This is a genomic window from Pseudomonas sp. WC2401, from assembly GCF_041200115.1.
GTDB classification, from domain to species: Bacteria; Pseudomonadota; Gammaproteobacteria; order Pseudomonadales; family Pseudomonadaceae; genus Aquipseudomonas; species Aquipseudomonas fragi.
The window spans coordinates 3,476,613-3,496,267 of sequence record NZ_CP165623.1; the positions used below are offsets into that span (position 1 = coordinate 3,476,613).

Below are 19,655 nucleotides of genomic sequence, written 5' to 3' on the forward strand. Positions count from 1 at the left end.
TTAAGGAATACCCGCATGACGACACAACCCTCTCACGCAACCACCAGCCCTGCAGGACTCAAACGTGTCGTGGCAGCCGCCATGGCTGGTACCGTCGCAGAATGGTATGAATTCTTCCTTTACGGGACGGCCTCGGCACTGGTGTTTGGCCAGCTGTTTTTCCGCCAGACCGACAGCCCGATTGACGGCATCATCGCCGCCTTCGCCCTGTATGCCGTGGGTTTTCTGGCCCGGCCACTGGGTGGCCTGGTGTTTGGTCACTATGGTGACAAATTCGGCCGCAAGCGCCTGCTGCAACTGAGCCTGGTGGTAGTGGGCATCACCACCTTCCTGATGGGCTGCCTGCCCGGTTTCGACACGATCGGCTACGCCGCCCCGGTGCTGCTGGTACTGCTGCGCCTGATTCAAGGCTTCGCCTTTGGCGGTGAATGGGGCGGGGCCATTTTGCTGGTGTCCGAACACTGCCCGGACAACCGCCGTGGCTTCTGGGCCAGTTGGCCACAAGCCGGAGTTCCGGCGGGCAACCTGGTCGCCACCGTTGCCCTGCTACTGCTGTCGACGACACTCTCGGAGGCGGACTTTCTCGCCTGGGGCTGGCGTGTAGCGTTCTGGTTCTCGGCCGTGGTGGTACTGATCGGCTACTGGATCCGCACCAGCGTCGACGACGCCCCGATTTTCAAGGAGGCCCAGGCCCGTCAGGCAAAAAACAAGCAACAGCAACTGGGGGTGGTTGAAGTCCTGCGTCATCACTGGCGCTCGGTGCTGGTAGGCATAGGTGCGCGCTTTGCGGAAAACATTCTTTACTACACCGTGGTCACGTTCTCGATCACCTACCTGAAACTGGTGGTGCACAAGGACACCTCAGAAATCCTGTTGTTGATGTTCGGTGCCCACCTGCTGCACTTTTTCATGATTCCGCTGATGGGTTATCTGTCCGACCTGGTGGGCCGCAAGCCGGTGTACCTGGTGGGTGCGGTGCTGACAGCGTTCTGGGGGTTTGTCGGTTTTCCGATGATGGACACCGGCAACAACTGGCTGATCATGGCGGCCATTACCCTGGGCCTGGCCATTGAGTCGATGACCTATGCACCTTACTCGGCGTTGATGGCCGAAATGTTCCCCACCCATGTGCGCTACACCGCCCTGTCGCTGTGCTACCAGGTGGCACCGATCTTTGCCGGTTCGCTGGCGCCGTTGATCGCCATCACCCTGCTCAACAAGTACCACAGCTCAACGCCTATCGCCTGGTACCTGGTGGGGGCATCGCTGATCTCCATCGTGGCGGTGGGCCTGACCCGCGAGACGCGGGGCAAGTCGCTGCATCAGGTGGACGCCGAATCGGCAGCGCGTATTTCGGCGCTGGATGAGCCGGCGGTGGCGACTGCACGTCAGGGCGATTCGCTGGCCTGACCCATAGGGGATGCCCTGTGGGAGCGGGCTTGCCCGCGATGGGATCGCTGCGGTGTTTCAGTCAAACCGCGGCGCTGCCATCGCGAGCAAGCCCGCTCCCACAACCAGCGCCACCCCGCACACCTATCCCTTCAGCAACGCCTGCAAGTCATTGAACAGGGCTAGCGGGATCTGCACCCCCTCCACCTCGCTGCGCGCCCGCGCCTCATACCTGCGCTGCGACGGCAAGCGCGCGCCCTGCCCTTCGATACCGGTAAACAATACCTCGGCCCGGGCCAGGTGTTCCTCGGTTGCTGCCCCCAGAAAACGCTGAGGGTCCAGCGCGATGATCAACTCGCCATGATATGGCGACGACTTGCTTCCCCCGTCCCAGGCCAGGGATTCGGCACTGGTCAAGTCGCCGATCAAGGGCCCTGCGATCAACTCCACCATCGCCGCCAGCGCCGAACCTTTATGCCCGCCAAACGTGAGCATCGCGCCGCTGTCGAGCACCACATTGGCATCGGTGCTCGGTTGCCCGTGCGCATCAACCCCCCAGCCCTCAGGAATAGCCTTGCCGGCCCGGCGATGCAGCTCGATATCGCCACGCGCAATGGCACTGGTGGCAAAGTCAAAGACAAACGGGTCGCGCCCCGGCCGTGGCCAGCCAAAGGCAATGGGGTTGGTGCCAAACACCGGCTGGTTGCCCCCCGCCGGCGCCACCCAGGCATGGCTCGGGTTACAGGCCAGCGCCACCAGCCCGGCGGCGGTCAACTGCTCGATCTCCACCCACAATGCCGAAAAATGCACACAGTGGTTGATCGCCAGTGCCGCAATGCCGTTGCCCCGGGTTTTTTCCTGCAATAACGGCAAACCCGCCTGAAAGGCCAGCTGGGAAAAACCGCCTGCTGCATCCACGCGCACAATCGACGGCGCCTGGTCGATTACCCGGGGCACGGCATCGGCTGACACCTTGCCCGCGCGCAGTGAATTGACGCAGCCCAGCACCCGGTACAAGCCGTGGGACGCGCAGCCATCGCGTTCCCCGGCCAGTACCGTGGCACTCACTGCACGCGCATGGGCCGGGTTGAAACCGTTATGCAACAAGATCGATTCGGCCAGCTCATAAGCCTGGGCCAGGGTCAGTCGTTTCATGGTCAGCTCCTTGAACAGACCTTTCAGACTGGACCATCGCCGAGCTTGCGGCTTGATCGATTCAGGCCGCCTGCATGACGAATTCAGCACAGAGCGGGCCGTGGAAGTGCCCGGCGATGGACGCGATCAGCGCCGCATCCTGCAGCGGATCGAGCCCCGGATACGGTTGGCCGTTATAGCTGCCGGTCCAGGTCAGTACCGCCTCGATGCTGCCACTTTCCCGATACAGGCTGCGCATTTGCTGGCACTCCAGATCCTTGCTGTCAGTGCTGCGCAGCGCATAGTGCAGGGCCAGCGCGGCGCCGAACTCCAGGGCGCTGCTGTCGATGCCATGTTTTCTGGCCAGGTCGATACTGCGGAAAATCCGCTCGTTGCGTTGCAGTTTGCGCAGCGGATCACGCCCGACCCGGGCACAGGGGTCCTTGAACGAGGTGTTGCAGCGTTCCAGAAAAGTGCTCGAAAACGCGGCCACAGCCTCAGCCATATGCGGGTTTTCGGCTACCAGTGCCGGGCCGACGGCCTCGCCGATCAGGCGCTGCGCCAGCTCATTGACCCGTGGATCGCCCATGCCCTGCCCCAACCAGTCATGCCCCAGCAGGCTGGCGTACCAGGCAATGATCGCGTGGGGGCCATTCCACAGCAGGTTCTTCATCACCTGGGTCTGGGTGATATCGTCCACCGTCTTCACCTGACGCAAGCGTTCGAGCAGATTGCTGCAGCGCTGGGCATACAGGGGCATGTCCGGCTCGCTGTTAAACAGGATCAGGTGCAACTGGCTCAAGGCGTTGCTCGACTGGGCAAAAGGCCGAAAGCGGCTGATCAACCGTTCGTACTCGGGCACCGGTGTGCGCGGCGCTGTGCGAGGGGCGTCGGGTTCGTCGTTGAGGCTGTTCTGGAACATCTTCGACTTGATCCGCAACTGGCGCACCAAGGCTTCATTGGACAGCTTGGAGACGATCCGACTGACCACCGTTTCGACAAAATGGGTGTTGTCCAGAATCTTGCCGCACAGTTCGGGCGAAACCAGCCGTTCAAGCTGCGCCTGCACCTGGCGGCGTACAAAGTCCGCGCCGCCGACCTTGTTCAACACAATCAGAATGGTCAGCTCCCGGCCCCGGCGCTCGTAGCGACGCACCAGGCCCTGGGCAATCACGCCAGCCTGCTTGCGAATAGCGGTTTCAGGCAGGCTCAGGCCGACGATTTCCGCCACGTCGTACATGCGGATCACCGCTTCGGCGTCGTCCATGTCGATCATGCGCAGGTTATCGATGGTCTGGTCGAAGGACGTGGCGCTGTAACGCACACTGAAGCGGCCAAACGCCTGGATGGTCTCGCGCAGCATCCGCGAGCGGGTCGCGGCAATAATCTCGCAGGGCCGCGTGTAGCCGTCCCAGTGGGAAAAAATCTGCGTCAGGTAGCCACCGCCCATTGCGCCAAAGCCATGAATAGCGGCGCTGAACTGGTTGAGGGTGGGCGGGAAGCTCTCGGTCAGTGCCGGGGTGCCGAGGTCGGGCATGCATTCGCTCAGGTCACCCAAAAAACCGTGCATACCGGTGTAGGCCTTGAGGGCACAGGCTGCGACTTCAGGAGCCGGCGGTTTGATGTCCTCGATCAGGATCGGCTGGCCGCCGGCACGAATGGCCGACAGCAAGCCGTTCTGCGAGTCTTCCAGCATCAGGCAATGCTCAGGCAGGCAATTGAGCGCGCTGGCCGCCTTGAGGAAAATCTCCGGGTGAGGCTTGCCCTGGTCCACTTCATCGCCACACACGGTGACGTCGAAGTACTTCAGCACATTGGCGTTGATCAGGTATTCCTCGGCAATCGCCCGGCGGCTGGAGGTGGCCACCGCCATGGTCAGGCCGTACTTGCGCAAACGCTCCAGTACTTCGAGCAGGCCGTCCTTGATCGGCACGCCGTGATTGCGGACGTGGGCCAGTTCCAGCTCATCGGCGCGCCGACGCACCTGGGCATAGGGGAAGTCTTCGCCGTGATTGGCCCTGGCCAGCGCCTCGGCTTTTTTGGCACTCAGGCCCAATGAGCCGATCAGTGTTGCTTCACTCAGCGGCGTACCGTAAATCTCCTCGGCGGCCTGCTTGAGCGTCTTGAAGCGCAAGCGCTCGGTGTCGAACATGGTGCCGTCCATATCGAAGATGGCACTGAAAATTCGTTTACCCTGAAAATAAATCATGAACACAGCTCCTTGTAGCGCGAGGGATTATTGGCTGCTCGCGCAAACGCTTTGGATCGAAAACGTGGTTTCAAATACAAATGCCGGGCAGCAGAACGCACCATTGACAGCGGGGCGTGAGTGCACCGGAACGGCTGGTGATCAGAAATAGTCAGGCGGAGGGACGTAACAATGGCGCCAGTTGGCGCAGCTGCCCGAGAAGCAGGGTCTCAGGTGAGGAAAAGCGAAATTGGCGAGAAGGCGGGGAACAAACCCTGTGACTGCACGAATGCAGCATTTGACGTGAGGCCCACAGCTTGCAATCAGGGATGCGAAGTGTGAGCCCAACTGGCGATTGATACGTGTGATTCCATCCATAAGAACGTTGATATTTCCTGTAATAGCACTGGAGACCTTTTTAGCTATAACCCATGCAGCACGTCTAAATCAAGGCTTGCCTTGCGCCGCAGGGTCTAAGACCCATTCGGAAAATTCCCGCCAGACTGCCACTTCCCGCCCACAGCTGCAGCCTCCCCGGTGGCCAGGCGCCAAGCGAAACCTGGCTTGCAACTGTATGATGGCGGGCTTGAGAAACAGGCTCGGGTCTCAAGCCTGCCCATCGTTCAGGAGCTGTGCATGAACATGCTTTACCGGACTTTCACCGAGGGAGAGTCCGCCCCGCGATTCACTCTCAGTTTGCTCAGCCTCAGCCTGCTGCTGGGCAGTGCCATGCCTGCGGCATACGCGGCCAAAACCGAACTGCCGGCCACCGCCGTGACCGCCGACGAAACCGGCACCTGGCAGGCCGACAACGCCTCGGTGGGCGGCTTCGAAGCAGCGCCCTTGCTCGATACACCTGCCGCCATTGCGGTGTTCACCGATGCCTTGATTGAAGATCAACAAGCACGCCTGCTCAGCGATGTGCTGAAAAACGATGCCTCGGTAGGCGAAAGTTACGCGCCGGTCGGTTATTACGAAAATTTCGTGGTGCGCGGTTTTTCGCTGAACTCGGCCAGCAGCTACAAGATCAATGGCCGCACCATCACCGGCGAGCAGAACGTTGGCCTGGAAAACAAGCAGCAGGTAGAGTTGCTCAAGGGCCTTTCAGGCCTGCAAAGCGGCGTCTCCGAGCCCGGCGGCGCGGTCAATTACGTGACCAAGCGGGCCGCCGATGTGCGTTCTGTTACCGTGTCTACCGACGATCGCGGTAGCGGTTACATCGCCACCGATGTGGGCGGCTGGTTCGGCAGCGAACAGCAGTTCGGCCTGCGGGCCAACGTTGCCCACGAAGACATCCACTCTTACGTCGAGCACGCCAATGGCCAGCGCGATTTTGCCTCTGTGGCATTCGACTGGAACATCAGCCCCGACGCACTTTTGCAACTGGATGTGGAATATCAGAACAAGGAGCAGCGCTCGGTACCGGGCTATCAATTGCTCGGCGGCAGCGAGTTGCCGCACCACGCTTCGCCGAAAAAACTGCTGGCTCACCAGAGCGGCTCCAAGCCGGTCACCATTGATTCGCTGAACATCAACGGCAACTTCGAGTACCGCTTCAGCGACAACTGGAAAGGCAACCTGAGCGCCTCGCGCAGCAAGGTAGTGATCGACGACTACAGCTCGTTTGCCTGGGGCGGCTGCACGGTCGGCTGTGTCACACCGAATGTCGGCAACTACTTCACCCCCGAGGGCGGTTACGACATCTACGACTTTCGCAGCCCTGACGATACCCGGCGTAATGATGAGCTACAGGCAGCGCTCAGCGGCCACTTTGATACCGGCACCATCGGCCATGAACTGACCGTGGGCAGCAGTGCGTTCAGGCGCGTAGTGAATAATCGTGAAGCCATCAACCATTGGCTTGGCAGTGGCAATATCGACAGCGAGCCTGACAACCTCGAGCGCTATAACGGCGCCCTCAACGACAGCCATCGCCGCCTGGACAGCCGCCAGTACGGGGTGTTTTTCAATGACCTGATCAGCTTCAACGAACACTGGCAGACCCTGATCGGCGGGCGCGAAGTGCGTCTGGATGAAAAGACCTTCGACGATCAGGGCGACACCACCCGCCACACCCAACGCTATGAATTTCTGCCCGAGGCCGCGCTGATCTATAAACCGGTGCAAAACATGACGTTGTATACGCGCTACAGCAAGGGCCTGTCCCTGGGTGGCACAGCGCCGTGGTTTGCCAGCAATGCCTTTGACATCCTGCCACCCACTGTGTCGCGGCAGATCGAGGCCGGGATCAAATACGACTGGCAGCGCATCAGCCTGAGTGCCACGCTGTTCCAGATCCGCCAGGCTTACCAGTATGCTCGCCCCGAAAATGGCGAGTTCACTTACGTACAACAGGGCCAGCAGAAAAACACCGGCATTGAGCTGGCGGCCAACGGTTGGGCCACCGAGCGCCTGCAGATTGCGGCCAGCGTCGCGGCGATCCGCTCCCGGGTCAGCGGCAGCGGCACCCCCGAATATGAAGGCCACCAGACCATCAACGTCCCGACCCTGCGCGCCAGCCTCTACGGCGACTACGCCCTGCCCTGGGTCGACGGCCTGGCCCTGCTGGGCGGCGTGCAGTACAGCGGCAAGAAATACGCCAGCCAGGTGGGTACGGTACAGGCCGACGCCTACGCCATCTTCAATATCGGCAGCCGCTACAGCACCCGTATCGAAGGTTATGACACGGTGTTTCGCCTGACCGTCGACAACCTGTTCGACAAGCGCTACTGGCGCGACGTGGGGGAATACATGGGCGATAACTATGTATTCCAGGGGGCGCCATTGACCGCGCGCCTGAGTGCATCGATCAACTTTTGACGGTAACGCTGCCTTCACGGTGAATTTAAAAAAACCTGCGCTGCCAACACCAGAAGGGCCTTGAAAACAGCGACAAATCCTGGCGTTTGCCGGGCTTGTCGCTGGCCGAGAAGCGGCCCCCGGCAATGCTAATTTTCTGTAACCGCGGTGGATGACCCACTGTGTGCACAGGAATGTTCAATATGCCCAAGGAAACTTCACCCCCGACGGACTCGCCCGTTGATTCGGGCCTTGTGCCCGAATCCCCCCCCACCTGGTCGGCCCTGTTCAAGGACGACTGGAACAGCTTCTGTTCACCCTCCTCCCTGGCCGCCGTCGACTCCCCTGCCGCGTATTTACAGGCGCTGTACCGGTTCGCCCTGGAGTTGGAGGGCAGCGGCCAGGGCACTGCAGCAAAAATCACCCTGGCTCGGCGTCGCCCCATGCTCAAGGATCTGCTGGTGGACGCCGAAAACACCACCCGGCAACTGCCCCTGCTGACCCTGGTAAATGAAACATTGCTCGAGCCCGTCAAGGCATACCTGAAGAAGAACCGCGACATCTATGGCGACAGTACGGTCGAGCAAGTGCTGGCCGAACTGCGTTACCCCTTTACCCTGCCTTTCGATCTGGCCCACCGCCAGTGCGTACTGGGCCTGGGGGATAAAAAACCGGGGCTGGGCGAGCTGAACTACCGCATCAGCCTTAAATTACCCCACAGCCAGCAGCCGGAAAACAGGTACGGCACTGTGCTGCAGGAAGCCTATGTTGCCCAGCGCCTGCTAACCCTGCTCAGCCCGGCACAGCAGAACCTGCTAACCGAAGACATTGGCGGGCAGCAGGCACAGAACGACCCTGCGGCCTTCTACAAAAAACACTATGGCCACGAACAGCCGATCACCGAGCAGCAGCAGTTCATGCAGCACACCGGGCTCAACAGCCTTCAGCTTCAGGAGCTGCTGGCTAGCGGCAGCTTTCGGCCGCGACTGTCTGCCAATGTGGTGCAAACCGCAGATCAAATGAGCCAGGACCATACCGTGGGTGCCCGTTTTATCAATGGCCCCCACCACAAGGGGCAAAAGAACCTGGCGCTGGGCCGCGATACTGCGGCGGCGGTTCACCTGCTCAACACCAGCCTTGAGCGGCACGACCGATTGCAACGAATGATCCGCCTGCAACGCTGGCTCGATATTCCCTATGCCGACCTCGACACCCTGCTGTACAGCGCCAGGGCCTGCGAAGGCAGCGCGAAGGAGCCAATCCTCATCAATGACAACAGCCTGCGGGCGCTGGGCGTGTTTGGTTATCTGCGCCGCCGTTATGGCATCACCCCCGAAACCTTTGCTGCATGGCTTTACCAGTTGCCCGTGCATGGCGTAGGGCAGACGCCGGCATTGTTCGACCGGGTTTTCAACCCGCCCCACGGCTCCAGCTCACCACTGACCCTGGACAACCGTCGTCTGGACCTGAGCACCGACGCGGCGACCCTTTATCAGGTGTGCGCGGCGCTGGGCCTGGAAGACACCCCGCAGTCACTGGGTCTGCTCACCGCGCGAAGCCACAAGCACCTGAAGGGGCTGCGCCGGGATTTGGCAACCTTCTCCAGCTTTTACCGGCAAGCCACGATACCCGCCCTGTTCGGCCTGCCCCTGCAGGACATCGACCACCTGGCGCAACTGCTGGGTGGCGAAGACTACCGCCAGCAACTGGTCAGCCCCAACCTGCGGCTTTCGGGCAGCAACGCCCCGGCGGATTTTCTTGATGTACTGATGCAACTGGACTGGGCAGTAACCTGGTTCAAGGGCAGTGGTACCGACGTGCAGCAGATACGCCGACACTTGATACTGGACGGCGCAGCGCCCCCCTCGCGGGTACAGCTGCGGCTTAGGCAGCTCGAGGATATTTTGCATGGCATGCAGCAATTCATGATGCCCGAGGCCACCCTCGCCGCCCTGGACTTGCCGCAGCCCGAAGCTGGCGCACGCCCTCTGGCCTACACCTGGAGCGCCTTGCTGGCCAAAGGGCTACTCAGGGCCCAGTCCCACTTACCCAGAGAAACCAGGCCCGGAAGCCTGGAAAAGGGTTTGGTTTACATCATCGATCGTTATGTAAACCTGAGTGTGGATTCCGGGCGTAACCTGGCCTTCAAATCCACAATCAAGCTCAAGCTCAACCCCTTGTTGGCCGACGCCTATGCACGGTTGCTGCCGTTCAAGCAAGTGCTGGAAAAACTGCTCAAAGACACCTCCACTGCCACTGAAACCAGTGAACTGCTCAGGCAGGGGTGCCGCCAGGCGGCGCGCATTTTCGCCAATGCCCTGGGCAGCGAAAACCCGCAGGAAATACTCAAGCACCTGTTGCTGTATTTGCCCGATGCCGAGACCGATCTGCTACTGCCCCTTGAGCGCACGGCTCTGCATGCCTTCCTGCTCAACCCGCACTGGCTGGATCACGAACAACCAGCCAGTGCGCCCCTGAAGTTGACCCTGGGCACGCTGTACCTGTTTGAACGGTTCCGTCACTGCTGCCATGCCTATGGTGTGCAGCAACCAGCTTTGCTCAATTACCTGCAGTTGGCCAACTCTGCAGGCCAGAGCGAGGGCTTGACCGCGCAGACCTGCCAGCAGCTGTCCGTGCTCCTGGGCTGGAGCATCAGCGAAATCGAAGTGCTGGCCAATCGGCTACCGGAAAAACGCGTGCGCTCGATGGCTGAGCTGGACTGGCTGATGCGCTGCCATGACACCGCCCGACAAACAGGGCTCTCAACCAGCATGTTGCTGATGACAACCGGTTTGACCGCCACCTTTGGCTCCGATGACTGGACCAGGGTCGGCAACGCCATTCTCGCGGCCCTTCCTCCAACTTCAACGCAGCCGGTGGCGGACCTGCCAAGGAGTAACCATGTCTGAATACATCCATCAACAACTCAATGAACAGACCCGCGACGCCCTGCTCGCATTCTGCCTGACCCATGTATCGGGTCATGACAGCACCCTGCCCGCCGTGCCCACTGATGGCAAGCCCGTCACTGATGACGACCTGCATGCCTGGTGGCTGCTGGACGTGCAGGTCAGCCAGGCCGTGCCCACCAGTCGCGTGGCCAGTGCCATTGCCAGCCTGCAGCAATACATCAACGCCATTTCCCTGGGCCTGGAGCCCGGTTATGACATCAAGGGCATGAGCGCCGCCCAGCACGCCACCTGGCGCGACAACCTGCACGCCTACTCGGTTTGGCGCACGGTGCAACAACTGCGTCATTTCCCGGCCAACTACCTGAGCCCGATGCTGCGCAGCCAAAAAAGCGACAGCTTTCAGCAACTGGAAAACGACATCAATCAGTGTCGCATCGAGCCCGATAGCGTGCTCCCGGCCGTACAGCGCTATCTGACCCGTTTCGAGCAGATCGCCACCCTCAGAACGCTCAATGGCTATATCGATGGCAACAAGGACAACTTTGCCAACAGCACCTACTGCTTTGTTGCCCGCTCGAATGTCGACAACACCTATCACTGGCGGTCGCTGGACATGTCTCGGCGCAGCCTGCCAGCTGGTGCAAGCCAAGGGTACAAGCAGGATGCCCCCGAGCCTGGCGCCTGGTCGGACTGGAAGAAAATCCCCCTGCCCGCCTCGGAAAACATCCCGGACCACAGCATCCGCCCGGTGTACTTCAACCATCGCCTGTTTGTGGTCTGGGCCCAGTGCATGTCCCCGACCACAGTCAGTGGCAGCGCGGAATACTCCTGGCTGGAGCCCGATGAGACGGAAAAGGACTACAAGGCTCGCCTGGAAAGCTACCTCAAAAACCGCTTTATCCAGTTTCGCCTGTACTTTATTTATTTGAAATACGATGGCACCTGGAGCGTGCCGCAGCTGTGCAGCGACGAATACTGCGTCATGAAAGAACTCAACAAACTGGACAAGGAAGCCCTGAAACAGGCGACTGAAACCGTGGCCGTGCTCGACTCCACGACCCACCCTCCATCACTGTTCCTGGGGCTGAACGCCCATGCCAGCCCACTGCCTGCCGCAGCCCAGGAGCACACCCGCAGCGATTTTTACCAGGCTGTACGCATCGATCAGGATTTTGCCATCGAGCGACTGTTTTCCAGGGGGACCGTGTGGGATGCTCGGCACACTACCGAGCATGAAAAATTGGCAAAGCGCTATTTGTCACAGTTTGTTTACAGCAACACCCGACGCTTCAATTTTCATGCACCGCACAGCGAAACAGTGGCCGTGACGGGCATTGCTGCCAGTACGCCCACCCCCGTACCAGACGGGTGGAACTTCGACAAGAAGCACGAGCATATCAGCGAAGTGCGCGATAACAGCGATATCGTGTTCAACAAGACATCCTGCGTGCTGGAGGTCACCTCAAGGCTCAGCAAGCCATTCGAGGAGCACCGCAGTATCGTGCTTAAGGCGCGTACCAACTGGGCTGAACTCAGCCTGGAGCTGAACCTGAGCGTGCCGAGCCCCCCGGCAAACATGACCGACAAGGTGGCACTGCAAAACGGTTCGCAACTGACCCTCAAGACCGAAGTCAAGCCGCCGTGCATCTGGGTCTCGCTAGCCATTACCTGCAACAAGACTGGTCTCAGCTACAAAAACCTGATCTATGACGCCGCCAAGGACCCTGATGGCCTGCCCAGGCCTCAGCAAACCTTGCCCATACGCAGGGATTGGCAAGTTCCATTGCATGACAAGTTCATCGAGTACGACGCCTTCAACTTCCTGTTTGAAAACACCAATACCGACTACAGCATTACCGTTCATTTTCACTCACTGCAAAACGACACTGCCAACCCGCAAAACGACTGGCTGTTCGACAATGCCGAGGCCAGGCTGTATGCCCGCCATTACAAGCGGGTGATCATGATCCCCCGTCACCAGGGCACCCCGCACCCGGCCAATATCCATCGTGGCAACAGCCATCTGGTCGGCGAGCCCAATACCTCCCGCCGGGAACTCAACGGCACGTTCCCCAGCCTGGACCCCGCGCAGCCGTTCAACGCCCATATTCAACTCAACCCCCGTACGCTGCGCCCTCTTGACGAACAAAGCGGCACCGGCCAAGGGGCAATCACGATCATCCACGGGGTGTTGATCTACGACACCGATACCCGCCACAACGACCGCGTGATCCGCGGCTACGCCCTCAAAGCCCTGCAACTGACCCTGGACCCGGCCAACGCCACACCTGTCATCTCGCTTGCTCCCGGAATAAGCCGCAGCAGGGTGCAATTCGAGGGAACAGCCGAGTACATCGATTTCAGCGGTTCGCTCATCCACTTTGGTGACGATGCCCAGGCCCGCCAGCCGCGAGCACCGATCCGCATGAACACTGGGGTTGGCCGACAACTGAGTGCAGCCGCCAACGTCAGCCTCGACCATCTGTTCGCAACAACGGCCAGCCACTGGCACGAACCCGGCATGGGCAACCGGGCCGCGCCCCAGCCACTGGATTTTCATGGTGCCCACGGCAAGTACTTCTGGGAGCTGTTCCTGTACCTGCCCTGGATGGTGGCCTGCCGCTTGAACATGGAACAGCGCTACGCCGAAGCCGAAGCCTGGCTGCGGTATATCTTCGACCCGCAAGGCCAGCGCGCGCATCGCCAACACTGGCGCCTGCATATTCTGCACGCAGACCCACCCGACCCCAGCTATGCCCTGGACAACCCCGACGATCCGCACCAGATCGCCCTCAGCACGCCACTGCATTTTCGTCAGGCGCTGTACATGCTGTACCTGGACATCCTGCTCAATCGCGGCGATGCCGCTTTTCGCCAGGCCAGCAGCGACAGCCTGGCTGAAGCCAAGCTGTGGTACCTGCGGGTCAAGAGCCTGCTGGGGCCACGCCCTGACATCACCCGCAGCGATCCCTGGGAGCCCAGAACCCTGCACGAGTTGGCCACCGAACCCGCCAGCACCCTGTGCAAGCCCCTTAACCCGCAACTGCTGACACGCTGGGACAAGATTGAAAGCCGCCTGTACAACCTCAGGCATCACCTCGACATCAATGCCAGGCCCCTGCAGCAGCCCCTGTTCGCCCCGGCCCTGCAAGCACATACGCTGCTGAGCCACTACGCCCGCGGCGGCGGTACCAGCGCTGCAGCCCTCCCCGCAGCTCCGGCCGCCGACATCGGCCATTACCGCTTCCAGACCGTCCAGGCACACGCCATGAGCCTGATCGAGAATGTCATCCAGCTCGGCAACACCTTGCTGCTGTTGTTCGAACGCAAGGAACAGAGCGAGCACCTGCAATTGCAGCAACAGCAGGCCTGGGACCTGGCCCGGATTGCCGTCGACCAGCAGCGTCAGGGTTTGCTCGCAGACGCCAGCAGCCATGATGCCCTGCTGGCCGGGCGACGGGTGATCGAGGGCCGCATGCGGTACTTCGAAGGCCTGCTCAAGGAAAAAATTTCTGCAACCGAGGCACAGGCCACCCAGCATTATCTGGAAAGCGCGCAATGGGACACGGCCGCCTCGGTAGCCCAGGCCGGCGCGGGGCTGGCGATGTTGGCACCGAATATTTTCGGCACCTCCAACGGCGGGATGCGTTATGAGGGCGCCTTTCATGCGGTCCAGGCCGGAGCCCAGAGTGTTGCCAATGAAAAACGCGCCAGTGCTGCCCATCTGGACCGCACCGCCCTGTTCAACCGGCGCGCCCAGGAATGGACCCAGGCCCTGGAACAGTGCAGGCTGGAACTGCATCAGGTCGACATGCAACTACAGGCCCACGCCCAGCAAAGCGCGGCACTGCGCCTGCAACTGCGGTACAGCGAAACAGCCCTGGAACAGGCACGGCAAACCTACGAACTGCTGAGCAGGCGCTTTGGCAACGCGCAACTGTATCAGTGGCTGAACAACCAACTGGCGGCGCTCTACTATCAGGCCTATGACGTGGCCCATGCGCTGTGCCTGACCGCCCAGGCCTGCTGGCAGTTCGAGCGTGCCGACTGGGACACACGCTTTATCCGCAGCGGCAGCTGGAATAACCACTTCAAGGGCATGATCGCAGGCGAAACCCTCAAGCTTGACCTGCAGCACATGCTCGCCGCGTATCTGCAGCGCAACCAGCGTGAACTGCAGATCAGCAAGACCGTGTCGTTGCGCCTGCTGCGCGCCAAGGACAGTAGCGGGAACGTAAACCAGGACTGGGCCGAAATGCACAAGAGTCTGCTCGACAAGGGCAGCGTGGCCTTCGAGCTGACCCAGGCCCTGTTCGACGACGACTACCCCGGGCATTACCTGCGCAGGATCAAAAGCATCAGCATATCCCTGCCAGCCACGCTCGGCCCCTATGAAGACATCCGCGCGACCCTGACCCAGACCTCGAGCAAGATTCAGCTGTCCGCAACCAGCAGTGACACCCGCGATGACCTGCGGGTCAGGGAGCAGGTCGTGCTCTCAACCGGGCTTAATGACAGCGGCCTGTTCACCCTCAACTTCGACAGTGACGAACGCTACCTGCCCTTCGAGTACACCGGGGCGGTGTCCGCATGGCAGCTTGCCTTCCCCAAGCACACGGCCCAGTTGCCCATGCTCAACTCATTGAGCGACATCATTGTGCATATCCGCTACACCGCGCAGAGTACCGGAGAGCCGAAATGAGCACTCAAACACCGGCCAATGATCAGGTGCAAACTCCTTCCCTGCCCAAGGGCGGGGGTGCCATCCACAGTATCGGCAACAGCTGGGGCGCGGTGGGGATGACCGGAGCGGCGTCGTTGCAGATTCCCCTGCCCCTGTCCCCCGGGCGCGGGTTCACCCCGGCCATTGACCTCAACTATCACAGCCCGCTGGGCAACGGTCCGTTCGGCACAGGCTGGACGGCGAGTGCCGGTGCCATCCTGCGCAGCACCCTCAGGGGCGTGCCCGCCTGGGACCATGAAGACAGCTTTATCGGCCCTTCGGGCGTGGAACTGGTGCCCGAGCGGGCGGCCAGCGGGGCCTTGCAAAGCCGCAGCGTGAACCAGTTCAACGGCCTGGTACTGGGCGCGGACTACAACGTGGTGCGTTATTTGCCACGCACTGAAACCAGCTTCGACCGCATCGAACACTGGTCCTCGACGGCAGACCCTGCAGGGTTCTGGCTTGTTCAGGGCGCGGATGGCAACGTCCATCTGTTTGGCAAAACCGCTTCGGCACGCATCGCCGATCCGCAGGCCCCCACCCATGTTGCGCAATGGCTGCTCGAAGAAAGCCTGAACCCCCTCGGGGAGCAGATCCTCTATCGCTACAAGGCCGATACCCGCGGCGATGGCCCCCATGACTACAGCGCCCAGCGTTACCTGAGCCGTATAGGCTATGGCAACATCACGCCCAGGGCGCAACTGGCACTCTGGACCGACCGCGCACCGGCCGCCGGGCAGTGGCATTTTGAGCTGCTCCTGGACTACGGCGAACGCACCACGGCCCCGGACCAGACGCCCGGTTACGCCGAACAACAGCCCTGGCCGGTGCGCAGCGACCCGTTCAGCAGCTATGCCTGCGGTTTTGAACTGGGCACTCGGCGGCTGTGCCGGCAGATCCTGATGTTCCACTACTTCCCCGAAGAGGCCAGCCTCGGCCCCGCCCCGGTGCTTACCCGACGCATGCTGCTGGAGTACGCCACCACCGGCACTGGCGCCAGCCTGCTGCAGGCCGTGCATCAACAGGCAGTGGACACGGCGGGAGCAATCAACCACTGGCCCCCCCTGGAGCTGACCTACAGCGGTTTTGAGCTGGCTCCCGACCGCGCGCGGTATCAGCCATTTGATGCCCTGCACGGGCCCCACGACGGCCAGGGCTACCAACTGGTTGACCTGTACAGCGACGGTTTGCCAGGGGTGCTTTACCGTAGCGACAAGGCGTGGCACTACCGTGAACCGCTCCGGGGGGCGCCAGCGGCAACCGCCGAACATGTGGCCTATGGCCCGCTGCAGACGCTGGCACGCATCCCCGTGACGGACCGCAACCGCCCGCTGCGGCAGGCCCTGACAGACCTCAACGGCGACGGTCGCCTGGAGTGGGTGGTTGCCCAGCCAGGCATGAGCGGCTTTTTCACCCTTGAGCAAAATCGCCAATGGGCGCCTTTCACCCCCTTCGCCGCCCTGCCGCAAGAATTTTTCCAGCCGATGGGCCAGCTCGCCGAGCTGATGGGCAGTGGCCTGCAGGACCTGGTCCTGATCGGCAGCAACAGCGTGCGCTTATACCCCAACCAGGGCCAGCAGGGCTTTGCTGCAGCCACGCACATCCCCCACGCCCATGACGATGACCGCCTGCCGCTGCCCGGTGACCAGGCCAGCGAAGTCCTGGCCTTCAGTGATCTGCTGGGCAGCGGCCAGCAACACCTGGTGCGTATCCGCCACAACGAGATCAAATGCTGGCCGAACTTGGGCCGGGGCCGGTTTGGCAAAGGTTTTGTATTCGCCAGCCTGCCTTTTTCATATACCGGGTTCGAGGCATCGCGGGTGTTGCTGGCCGATATTGACGGCTCCGGCGCCAGCGACCTGATCTATCTCGAAGCCGACCAGGCGCTGATTTTCATGAACCAGTGCGGCAACGGCTTGCAAACGGCCCCCACCCCGCTGCCCTGGCCGACGGGGGTGAGGTACGACCGCTTGTGCCAAGTCAGCGTCACCGACCTGCAAGGGCTGGGCTGTACCAGCCTGGTCCTGAGCGTGACCCACCCCGTGCCGCGCCATTGGCGCTACGACTTTGTCACGCAAAAGCCCTACTTGCTGACAGGCACCGATAACAATATGGGGGCAGTCGCCCGCCTGCGTTACCGCAGCAGCGCCCAGCAGTGGCTGGATGAAAAACAGCTACGCCGCGCCAGGCGCCTGCCACACCGCAGCGGCCTGCCTTTTGCCCTGCACCTGGTCAGCGAGCAGCAACAACTTGACCAGATCAGCGGTAACCAGCAGACCCAGCGATTTGAATACCGGGACGCTTTCTACGATGGTAAAAAACGCCGCTTCCAGGGCTATGGCCTGGTCCTGGCCACCGACACCGAGCACTCCACCACAGCCCCCGACGACCAGGCCCATACTGCGGCACTATTGCGAAAAACCTGGTATCACACCGGTAAATCCCTCGACATGCCCCGCGACGATTACTGGGCGGGGGATGCCCACGCCCACCTGCCGGGCCATACCCTGCTGACCCGTCTGGAGGCGAACGCCACGCAGGACAGCGTGCTGCCCGCCCTGCCTGTGGCGCAGCAGGACGAGGCACGCCATGCGCTCAGCGGCCTGGTATTGCGCGAAGAGGTATTCGCCGCCGATGATCCGCCCGCGTCGCGGGTGCCCTATACCGTGAGCCAGCATCGTTACCTGCTACGCCTGTTGCAACCTTCGGCCAGCATGCTGGTACTGCCGCTGGAGTCGCAGGTGTACCGTTACGAACGCGAGCCCGCCGATCCGGCCTGCCAGCACACCATCAACCTGCGCCGGGATCGTTATGGCTGCCTGGTCCACGGCCTGACCATCGACTACGCACGGCGCAAGCAGGCCAGCGACACGCCCCCGTTCAGCGAGCCCCATCAGCAGACATGGTGGCGCGACACCCACGACCCGGCCCAGCAGGCGTACTACATCAGTGAAGTCCGCGCACAATTTATCCATCTGGACAACGCCCAGCGCTGGCGCCTGCAACTGCCTTACCGCCAGCGCAGCAATGCCCTGGTGCTCGCCAAGGCGGCCCTGGACCCGACGCGGATCAGCTACGAACACCTGATTGGCAACACCGCCGACAACCCGTTGGGGCCGCAAGCCGCACGCACGTTGGCCGGGTTGAGCCTGCAGCACTACTGCCTGCCCCACAGCGATACCTCTTTGCCACCGGGCCAGGCCAGTTTCCAGGCGCTGGCTGCACACCGGGAAACCGCCGAACTGGACGAGCAGGCACTCAGCGCTTATGACGAGGTGCCGACCATGCCCGCAGAAAGCCCCTTCGATCTGGCCGCCACCCTGTCCCAGGAGCATTACCACCCCATGCGCCTGTTTTTGCCTGACACCCCGGATGGCACCGCGGCGCCCCCACTGTGGTCGCTGAAACAGGGATTTACCCGCTATGCCGGCGAACAGTTGTTCTATCGGCCCCAACAGGTGCGCCCCTCCGAAAGCCATGCGGCCACCACCCTGGAGCATGACCGTTACAGTTGCCATCTTGCCGTGGTGACCGGCGCTGACGGCTGCAGCACGCAAGCGGTGTATGACTATCGCCTGCAACTGCCCATTGCCATCACCGATGCCCAGGGCAGTGTCCAGCAGGCCCGCTATGACGCTTTCGGGCAATTGCAGGCCAGCAGCCTTTTTGGCCAGGAACAGGGCAAAGCGGCGGGCTTCGCCCCGCTGGCGAGCTACCGGCGCCCGGCTGACGACAGCCCCCGGGCCGCCATCGACAACCCCCGGGGGGCGCTGCTCGATGCCGCCAGCGCCTGCTTTTACGCCCCCTACAACTGGATGGGGCACATCCCCCCATCGCCCCTGCGCGAGCAATGGATCGCACAGGGTTACCTGACCCCGGGCGGCCATATCCGCGCCAGCACCCGTAGCCGGCTTGCAGCCCTGGACATGGCCCAACCGACCAACCGCCAGCTCGCCGAACAGATCCTTGAGGCCCGTCGCGAACCGGTGTGCAGCGCAGTGCTACAGGCAGACCAGTACCCCGCTGAGGATGTCGGCGTTACCCGGCAGATCCGCATAAACCTGACGTTCAGCGACGGTTTTGGCCGCGAACTGCAAACCAAACAGAAAACCTCGCCGGGCCAGGCCTATGCGGTCACCCCGTCGGGGCGCCTGAGCCTCGACAGCGATGGCAAGCCATTGCGCCAGGACAGCGAGCAGCGCTGGCGTGTCAGCGGCCGGGTCGAATACAACAACAAAGGGCTGGTGGTCAGAAACTACCGGGCGTATTTCGCCGATCACTACCGCTACATCGATGATGAAACCCTTCGCAAGGATGGCTACAGCGACCAGACATTCCATGACCCCCTGGGCCGCCCTGTCCGCAGGCTCAACGGCAAAGGGCATTTAAGCCGCCAGACCTATTGCACCTGGTACACCATCAGCGAGGACGAAAACGATACCTGGGAAGAGGACGACTCCTGAAGCATCCATCGCGGGCAAGCCCTTCACCAACTTGCGCCCGGCCTCCA

General features: G+C 61.7%; 7 protein-coding genes. 5 read left to right on the forward strand and 2 right to left on the reverse strand.

All coding sequences use genetic code 11. The features are described from left to right. Positions 1 to 15: 15 nt before the first annotated feature. Positions 16 to 1,410, forward strand: coding sequence for a fosfomycin efflux MFS transporter AbaF (abaF, locus tag AB3G35_RS15880; RefSeq protein ID WP_369781745.1), 1,395 nt, complete (start codon positions 16 to 18; stop codon positions 1,408 to 1,410). Between the two features lie 123 nt (positions 1,411 to 1,533). Here the strand turns inward: abaF and AB3G35_RS15885 are convergent, their stop codons facing one another. Together AB3G35_RS15885 and mtlD are read right to left on the reverse strand one after the other, a co-directional pair. Then, positions 1,534 to 2,544 (reverse strand): Ldh family oxidoreductase, encoded by a 1,011-nt coding sequence (locus tag AB3G35_RS15885; protein WP_315248496.1) that lies wholly within the window; start codon positions 2,542 to 2,544, stop codon positions 1,534 to 1,536. Positions 2,545 to 2,605: 61 nt separating this feature from the next. Then, complete coding sequence (gene mtlD / locus AB3G35_RS15890; protein WP_369781746.1) at positions 2,606 to 4,732, reverse strand: bifunctional mannitol-1-phosphate dehydrogenase/phosphatase; 2,127 nt, start codon at positions 4,730 to 4,732, stop codon at positions 2,606 to 2,608. 615 nt (positions 4,733 to 5,347) lie between these two features. On the opposite strand from mtlD, the gene AB3G35_RS15895 reads away from it, so the two are divergent. From AB3G35_RS15895 to AB3G35_RS15910, 4 genes are all read left to right on the forward strand, one after another. After that, entirely contained in the window at positions 5,348 to 7,531 is a 2,184-nt protein-coding gene (locus AB3G35_RS15895; RefSeq protein WP_369781747.1) for a TonB-dependent siderophore receptor, read from the forward strand. 182 nt (positions 7,532 to 7,713) lie between these two features. Further along, positions 7,714 to 10,419: a Tc toxin subunit A gene (locus AB3G35_RS15900; RefSeq protein ID WP_369781748.1), complete on the forward strand. Its 2,706-nt coding sequence runs from the start codon at positions 7,714 to 7,716 to the stop codon at positions 10,417 to 10,419. Continuing rightward, positions 10,412 to 15,124 (forward strand): neuraminidase-like domain-containing protein, encoded by a 4,713-nt coding sequence (locus tag AB3G35_RS15905; RefSeq protein ID WP_369781749.1) that lies wholly within the window; start codon positions 10,412 to 10,414, stop codon positions 15,122 to 15,124. Before AB3G35_RS15900 ends, AB3G35_RS15905 begins: the two co-directional genes overlap by 8 nt. Further along, positions 15,121 to 19,608, forward strand: coding sequence for a SpvB/TcaC N-terminal domain-containing protein (locus tag AB3G35_RS15910; protein ID WP_369781750.1), 4,488 nt, complete (start codon positions 15,121 to 15,123; stop codon positions 19,606 to 19,608). The genes AB3G35_RS15905 and AB3G35_RS15910 overlap by 4 nt, the downstream gene beginning before the upstream one ends. Positions 19,609 to 19,655: the final 47 nt, after the last annotated feature.

Coding starts and splice junctions, on each gene's coding strand:
- abaF (WP_369781745.1), top strand. CDS start 16: ATGACGACACAACCCTCTCACGCAACCACCAGCCCTGCAGGACTCAAA.
- AB3G35_RS15885 (WP_315248496.1), bottom strand. CDS start 2,544: ATGAAACGACTGACCCTGGCCCAGGCTTATGAGCTGGCCGAATCGATC.
- AB3G35_RS15910 (WP_369781750.1), top strand. CDS start 15,121: ATGAGCACTCAAACACCGGCCAATGATCAGGTGCAAACTCCTTCCCTG.
- AB3G35_RS15900 (WP_369781748.1), top strand. CDS start 7,714: ATGCCCAAGGAAACTTCACCCCCGACGGACTCGCCCGTTGATTCGGGC.
- AB3G35_RS15905 (WP_369781749.1), top strand. CDS start 10,412: ATGTCTGAATACATCCATCAACAACTCAATGAACAGACCCGCGACGCC.
- mtlD (WP_369781746.1), bottom strand. CDS start 4,732: ATGATTTATTTTCAGGGTAAACGAATTTTCAGTGCCATCTTCGATATG.
- AB3G35_RS15895 (WP_369781747.1), top strand. CDS start 5,348: ATGAACATGCTTTACCGGACTTTCACCGAGGGAGAGTCCGCCCCGCGA.